The sequence below is a fragment of the Ferroplasma sp. genome, from assembly GCF_037442045.1.
Taxonomy (GTDB): domain Archaea; phylum Thermoplasmatota; class Thermoplasmata; order Thermoplasmatales; family Thermoplasmataceae; genus Ferroplasma.
In genome coordinates this window covers 1-5,852 of record NZ_JBBIRC010000062.1, presented here as the reverse complement: position 1 = coordinate 5,852, position 5,852 = coordinate 1, and the positions used below count along the sequence as shown (strand labels likewise).

Below are 5,852 nucleotides of genomic sequence, written 5' to 3'. Positions count from 1 at the left end.
CATAGCACCTGGACAAGTAACATTAACGACCCCCACCTCTCTGATTTTGTTTAGAATCCCAGTCATTATTTTTCTCATTACTTATATATCCAGTAGGATTAAATTTTACCTGTAAATTCATAGAAATACGGTATTCCCTTAAAGCGTTAATAAAATCCCGACCGGTCCATTCTAATCTTGAATCCCAAGCCCCTGGACTCATCTCCTGCTATCTTTTTCTTTCTTTGCTTTGTATATCACGTCAACAATCAGAAGAACAATAGACAAAATGAAAAGAGATTCGCTAACCTGGAAGATTGTAGTTGTGATTTTCATGAAAGTCTCAGTGTAATAGAAAGACAGGTCAACCATAGCGGTTAACAGGACCGCTATTCCAATATACATCCCAATAGTGATGATTATGTTTACAGTGTATAAATCATAAATTACTCTCTATTTTTCTGGATGACTGTCCAGAAGGACAATTCTTGACTTCTGTTCCTTTGATTCATCAAGATCAGGGGTGGAACATTGGCAGGCCCATTTACAATCTATTGTTATTACGTGACCTGTGGGCCAGTGCAGTACATGGTATAGCTTTGCTCTTGTAATATGGTGTTTCCATTGCCCGTCGAAAAAAACCACTTCATGGCCGCAGTTTTTGCAGACGCCAAATTTTAATCTCACCATGCTCTGTCTATTCATTATACTGCCTGTGTATATTTATATTTTTGCAATTAAATAACTCTCCCACATACCTGTATGAATGTGTATATCACAATTTTTTCAAATTTATAAATGGTATTCTCTTAAAACTTTAATCAAATCCTGACAGGTCCATTTAATCTATTAATCCACTACTATTTGCAGTTAACATATCCAGTGTAAATTAGACGCCAACAATGGTTAGGGATACAAAGCAGGGAAGATCTTACCCGAGCATTCAGGAAAACCATTTCCAGAGGCAGAGTTGACATAGTTGTTATGGCATTCCCAGGCTTCCTGAGGATTATGAAGGAACAGATGGTCTGAGAATTAGCGATATCAAGGATTTGGACATTTCTGATGGAATCCAGTTAGATAATGTATCTGCAATGATTTTGATGGAAAATAAGTTGAGCAAGGCAATGCATCAGTATTTCCACTTGGTTGCAGAAGAAGGCACCACATACATCAAGGATTATCTGAAAGAGAGAAGAAAGCAGGGAGAAGAATTTAGTTGCTAATCTCCATTGTTGCAATTTGATCCTGTCCGTAGTGGGCCACAAGCAGGAGAAGATAGCCATGATACCTTTTTTGTATATTGATAATTGGGATTTTCGGAAATCCATCATAGATAAGCTTGCAGGTGCAATGGCAGGCAACCACTCGAAACGGAGAATTATTCCATCGAATGAGATGGAGAATTTGTTGAGTGAGTGATATGAATTAAGGCAATCCTGCAAAATGGCAAAGCTATAATGAAAACGCTGTTCCGATAGCAAAATATTTCTGACAGTAATATACATATATATGATTTGATTATTATTATATATGGTACTTCCAAAAGTCAGGTTATTGCTCATAAAAGAAGGTAAAAGGTGATAAAAATGGTAAAGTTTCATTCAATAAATAAGGTGATGACAGCTGGAACAATACTTTTCATTATTTCTTTAGTAATTATGGGAGTAGGGGACATTTTTCGTTCAAACAAGGCGTTGCTTGCTAATGCATTCCTCTACGGAGTGGGTCTTTTCCTTGTCTCTGTTATAACTATATTTGTTGGGGTCTTATTAGGTGCTAGAAGCGGCAAGCTCCAGAATCGGGCCAATGAAATATGGAATAACAAAAAGAATTGAGGTATAAAGTATGGAGTTCAAAAAAGGAAATATCGCATACCTTCTCTTTGCATTATTTACTGCCACACTTGGAATAAGTGGGCTCGTTATCCTCCTATATTACCTATTTATTGCAGTTAACAAAAATTATTTTTCTGGCATCACAGGCGCTTTTATATTCTGGATTACAGGAATGTTATCTGCAATTTACCTTGCTCGTAAAAGAATAAGTAAAAGAATCGGCAATAATCGCATGTGAGGATTTGTAAAAAGCAGAGGATCGTTTCCATGAACAATATTGAGAAGCTCCCTGGCGAAGGATATTAATTTCAATTCTATTGCCTATTGAAAATACAATAATGAAAAATACCATTTAATATTCAAAGTCCTTAATATATGTGTATGCATCGTGACTTTACATCATAGAAATAGATGCAAATATGCCAGAGAACATATGAATAAAGAATAGCCATTAAAAAAGGAAGTTTAAGACAAAGAACGGGGAATTAAAATTAATGTGCGTTAAAGTTATTCTTCAATAACTGCTTTGTTAACTTTTTTAAGTATTTTCCGGGCGTGGATCATTCTGTAACCATGTCATTATCCTTATAAATATCAAGGAAATTTGTAATTGTTCCAGCATTATTATCCATATTCCTGCTTTCTATAACCTTACCATTTTCCATAACTGCAGCATATAGAAAGTTTATGTATATCTAAACCTGTTACTATCATGATCACCTCTTGTGGTTACTGTGAGTTTCAGAATCGAATAATGCGACAATCTTCTATCTACCATTATTAATGGTAAAACATCGAGTCGAAGGAGAGGCAGTCTGTTTAATACGACCTCGAAGGTCAAGAGGATTACCGCCTCTCTCAGATTCTCACAGGCATATCGTCATATGCCTGCGGTTGAATAAAGTTTTCATGAGGTCTATATTCCATATTTTATTACCTCCGTACTCAATAGAGGTATTCTTTCCTGTTATTTAACTGACAATTATGTTAATAACAGGAAGGTTTATATTTACACAAAATACTATACATAACCATTTATAACTGTTGTAGCATATATATGAACTCCATGGGATATATTCTTCATTACATAATATGGCCTTTCACCCCTTGACCGCTTTTTTGTTATATTCAATGTCGTATAGATGTGACAGTTAAGTATAAATAGAACATTATTATAGTACAGTATGGATGGAGGCAAGAAGGAAATGAACATGAGGGTGACCATATCAATCACTCCAGAAGACTACATGACATTGTTAATGGCATCCAGAGAGAGAGAAATGAGCATTTCAAAGACCGTTATCACATTCCTGAGAGAATCCAATAGCTTTAATAAATATCTTGAAAGATGTCATGAGCTTGAAAGTATGGAGAGTGCTGTTACTATAGCTACAGGAAGCGTTGGTATTATCGATGCCTTTCACAAAAGTCGGGTTTCTAAAAGCGTAGACGAAAATCATGCAATCACAAGGTAGAAAACTTATGATAGAAAGATGATGTGCCCCCCGTTAAACAAGGGACAGCATTGTCAAGATTAAATCCCCTCCCCAAGTGGCATCAAAGTAGCGTTTCGATTTTTTCACGAATCCCATATATTTATAGAATTTATTAAATAAATTATCTGGATCTGTTCCATCGGAGAAAAGAAAGACAGCTTTAACCGATAGTTTTCTGCAATAATTTATTGCCTCTGTCAATGTAAAATATCCGTAAGAAATCCTGTCACTGGCATGCTTAGATTTTGAATTCTTATTAAGGTAGTCAATGTAGGCACATTTATCATCTTCATTCAATTCCCATTTTTTAGGCATGCCAACGGCATCGCCGCAGTACTCTTGCAGCAGATCTTTAAAACTAATTTGTTGAATAGTTATTGCTACAACGATCTCGCCCCCGATACTTAATACAATTGCATCTTGATTGGGAATTTTCGAGTAATTATAGAAGTCTTTCAGAGTGATTCTATTCATTAATTTGTCAGTAGAACCAAACACTTTACCTATATCCTTTTGATCTATTCTTCTAAATGGTCTTTTTGGTTTTAATTCATAGATAGTCACTGATGTTAATCTGAATAGGATATTTCATTATTTTGGCAACAGCTATGGCGGTCATATTACTTTACAGGTCTTATGTAATTTTCTCTTGTAGACACAGTTGATCTTACCCATTTAACATTGCAGTATTTTTCATATGTTTTAAGAGACACTTTTCATCACACTCCTTCTTTTAAATCTATTTCTATAACGTGTTTTTAACTTCTTCAAATATTGTACATATTCTTCTTCTATGAAAAACTATTATTCAACCTTTATTAATACCTCCCATGTATTTTAATTTTTTTGTGGAACCATTACTCCTTGCAACCCTTTTAAGGTTGTTTAGCTTTCTATTCTTCAATCCTTCATGCATTTCAAAGTAATTATTGTCAAAAGCATTTTCCATGCTTTTCAATTTTAAAGATTCAAATTCAACATCAATGAATTCTTTACTGTTTTTGAGCATTGTATATATTGTTTCAGACAATAACCTTGCTATTACTGACCTCTTCTTTCCCACCTTCCTCTGCCGTAAATAATAAATAATGATGTACCTCTAGCAGACAATGTATGTTCAAAGATTTCCATTTCATCATTCCTGTTAACAAATTTTTGTTGAGACATAAGTATTATACTTTACTCACAACAAATATTTATATCTTCACCACTCTAAATAAGTACCTCTGGTTTCTGGAATCATATACTGTGTATTTAGTAATACCTCAGTTTATGCGAAATGCCACTATAAAATACGAACTTTTCATTTCTTATATTCTCTGCATACTTTTTGAGAGATATAAGTATCATACTGTATTCACCATAAATCTATACTATACAAACTCTGAACTCTTTTTCACCAATACCTTTGTTTTTGTAATATCATACAATTTTTTATCGTCTGTAACAGGGTTATAACCTGTTTGAATTGCAGATGATAAAAATATGAATCATAAAAAGTTGTGCCCATTTCCATGGATAAGCCAAGAGTCTAATTATGAGAAGGTTCTACCTTTTCCATAATATCGAGAAATTCACATAACGATTTACCAAACTCTAAAGCCTTTTATTTTATAGTTATTCAACAGAATGTTTATTCATACATGGCAAGAGGAATAGTTGCTGAAGAAACAAGTACACTGTATTTGCAATCCTGAAAAGGTTAAATATTGCTTAAGTGCCCAGCAGATTCATATTTCTCTATTCTCTCCGATGCCTGCTATAATTTTATCACTTCTCATTTTTAACATTATTTGCCTTATTTTTTGCATTCCTTATTTCATCTTTAATAGCCTTTCTTATGATTTCAGCAGGGTCAATATTAAATTTCTTCTCTTTCCTACTCAGGAATTTTGGCAGATATGGTAGAATATTTTTTCATAATAAACAATCTATTACACATATTTTATATAATACATTATTTATCGTAATTAAGTTGATGTTTTTAGAATCAATTTGAAGAAATCAGATTTCTGAGCATTTCAGTAAATTCACTCATATTTTGCTCCAGTGCTGCAAAGAATTCACTGTCTGTATCTTCAACGACTTTCATTGCCTTTTCTACTATGTTCCTTCCATCTTCTGTTATTGTTATATTATTGGCTCTGCTGTCTTCAGAATTATTTACTCTGAGGACCAATCCTTTTTCTTCAAGTGCACGCAGGACCTGTGACGTCATCATTGCATCAGCATGCGAGAATTTTGCAATAGCTGCCTGCGTTGATTGTTTATTGCAATCATTTAACCACATAGCAGATGCAAGCAAAACAAACTGCACATGGGTTATCCCAATTCCCTTCAGGGAACTCCTTATTTTCCTTTGCCATATATTAGTAACCTGCCATAGCAAAAAACCCGGGCTTTCATCCGGTGTACTGTATTCTGGTTTTTTATTGTTTATTGATGCCATGCTTTTATCACTCTGAATATGTACTGCAAATTTTATCCAGCAAGATTGCAAGTCTGGACAACGATTCCATGCTTTCCTGTATGCCTGAAG

At 34.3% G+C, this 5,852-nt stretch carries 11 protein-coding genes; 5 read left to right on the top strand and 6 right to left on the bottom strand.

Going from position 1 to position 5,852, the window contains the following annotated elements:
* Positions 1 to 22: 22 nt before the first annotated feature.
* Positions 23 to 202: a hypothetical protein gene (locus WKI77_RS07060; protein WP_337861123.1), complete on the bottom strand. Its 180-nt coding sequence runs from the start codon at positions 200 to 202 to the stop codon at positions 23 to 25.
* 230 nt (positions 203 to 432) lie between these two features.
* Positions 433 to 684: a hypothetical protein gene (locus tag WKI77_RS07055; protein ID WP_337861122.1), complete on the bottom strand. Its 252-nt coding sequence runs from the start codon at positions 682 to 684 to the stop codon at positions 433 to 435.
* A gap of 347 nt (positions 685 to 1,031) precedes the next feature.
* On the opposite strand from WKI77_RS07055, the gene WKI77_RS07050 reads away from it, so the two are divergent.
* The 5 genes from WKI77_RS07050 (at position 1,032) to WKI77_RS07030 (ending at position 3,292) form a co-directional block, all read left to right on the top strand.
* Entirely contained in the window at positions 1,032 to 1,205 is a 174-nt protein-coding gene (locus WKI77_RS07050) for a hypothetical protein (RefSeq protein WP_337861121.1), read from the top strand.
* Between the two features lie 58 nt (positions 1,206 to 1,263).
* A complete protein-coding gene (locus WKI77_RS07045; protein WP_337861120.1) occupies positions 1,264 to 1,401 on the top strand; it encodes a hypothetical protein in 138 nt (45 codons plus the stop codon).
* 167 nt (positions 1,402 to 1,568) lie between these two features.
* Positions 1,569 to 1,817 (top strand): DUF2614 family zinc ribbon-containing protein, encoded by a 249-nt coding sequence (locus WKI77_RS07040; protein WP_337861119.1) that lies wholly within the window; start codon positions 1,569 to 1,571, stop codon positions 1,815 to 1,817.
* Between the two features lie 10 nt (positions 1,818 to 1,827).
* On the top strand, positions 1,828 to 2,055 hold the full coding sequence (locus WKI77_RS07035; protein ID WP_337861118.1) for a hypothetical protein: 228 nt from the start codon (positions 1,828 to 1,830) through the stop codon (positions 2,053 to 2,055).
* Positions 2,056 to 3,022: 967 nt separating this feature from the next.
* Positions 3,023 to 3,292 (top strand): hypothetical protein, encoded by a 270-nt coding sequence (locus WKI77_RS07030; protein ID WP_337861117.1) that lies wholly within the window; start codon positions 3,023 to 3,025, stop codon positions 3,290 to 3,292.
* Between the two features lie 33 nt (positions 3,293 to 3,325).
* On the opposite strand, the gene WKI77_RS07025 is transcribed toward WKI77_RS07030, so the two are convergent.
* The 4 genes from WKI77_RS07025 to WKI77_RS07010 all read right to left on the bottom strand — a co-directional run.
* On the bottom strand, positions 3,326 to 3,877 hold the full coding sequence (locus tag WKI77_RS07025) for a hypothetical protein (RefSeq protein WP_337861116.1): 552 nt from the start codon (positions 3,875 to 3,877) through the stop codon (positions 3,326 to 3,328).
* Between the two features lie 244 nt (positions 3,878 to 4,121).
* Positions 4,122 to 4,376 carry a hypothetical protein gene (locus tag WKI77_RS07020; RefSeq protein WP_337861115.1) on the bottom strand — a complete coding sequence of 85 codons (255 nt, stop codon included), beginning with the start codon at positions 4,374 to 4,376 and terminating at the stop codon, positions 4,122 to 4,124.
* Complete coding sequence (locus tag WKI77_RS07015) at positions 4,355 to 4,480, bottom strand: hypothetical protein (RefSeq protein ID WP_337861114.1); 126 nt, start codon at positions 4,478 to 4,480, stop codon at positions 4,355 to 4,357. The genes WKI77_RS07020 and WKI77_RS07015 overlap by 22 nt, the downstream gene beginning before the upstream one ends.
* Before the next feature lie 823 nt (positions 4,481 to 5,303).
* On the bottom strand, positions 5,304 to 5,852 hold a 549-nt coding region (locus WKI77_RS07010), incomplete at its 5' end, for a MarR family winged helix-turn-helix transcriptional regulator (protein WP_337861113.1).